The organism is Xenorhabdus santafensis (genome assembly GCF_033949405.1).
GTDB lineage: Bacteria > Pseudomonadota > Gammaproteobacteria > Enterobacterales > Enterobacteriaceae > Xenorhabdus > Xenorhabdus santafensis.
The window spans coordinates 1-368 of sequence record NZ_VCDN01000435.1 but is presented as its reverse complement, the minus strand read 5'-3'; the positions used below and the strand labels follow the sequence as shown (position 1 = coordinate 368).

At 32.3% G+C, this 368-nt stretch carries 1 protein-coding gene; it reads right to left on the bottom strand.

Annotated elements, in window-relative coordinates; genetic code table 11:
• On the bottom strand, positions 1-368 hold a 368-nt coding region (locus FE392_RS20865; RefSeq protein ID WP_319931992.1), incomplete at both ends, for a hypothetical protein.

The window sequence follows — 368 nt, the reverse complement described above, 5'->3', positions numbered from 1 at the left end:
CTCCAACATCTCATACAATCCTGCTTGTTTTACTATATTTCGTATTTCTTTTTCACTATCTGTTGCGACTTCATATAACTGTTCCCATGTCTTACTTGTTTCTTTTGCTTTTTTATATTCTTCCGCTAAACGTGTATTTTCTTGCTTTCCTATCTCTATTTCACTTTCTAATTCCTGAATTCTTACGTCTTTCTCTTGTATTGTTTGTGTTGTTCTTTCTTTCCATTGCTTCATTTCTTGTTTTTGTACAATCGATTCTTTCGCCCATTGTTTTAAATCTTGTACATCTTGTTGACGTAATCGTACTGTTCCTTGTTCTAATAAATTCAACACCGGTAAATTTAATACAGCATGTTTTTCTACTGCTT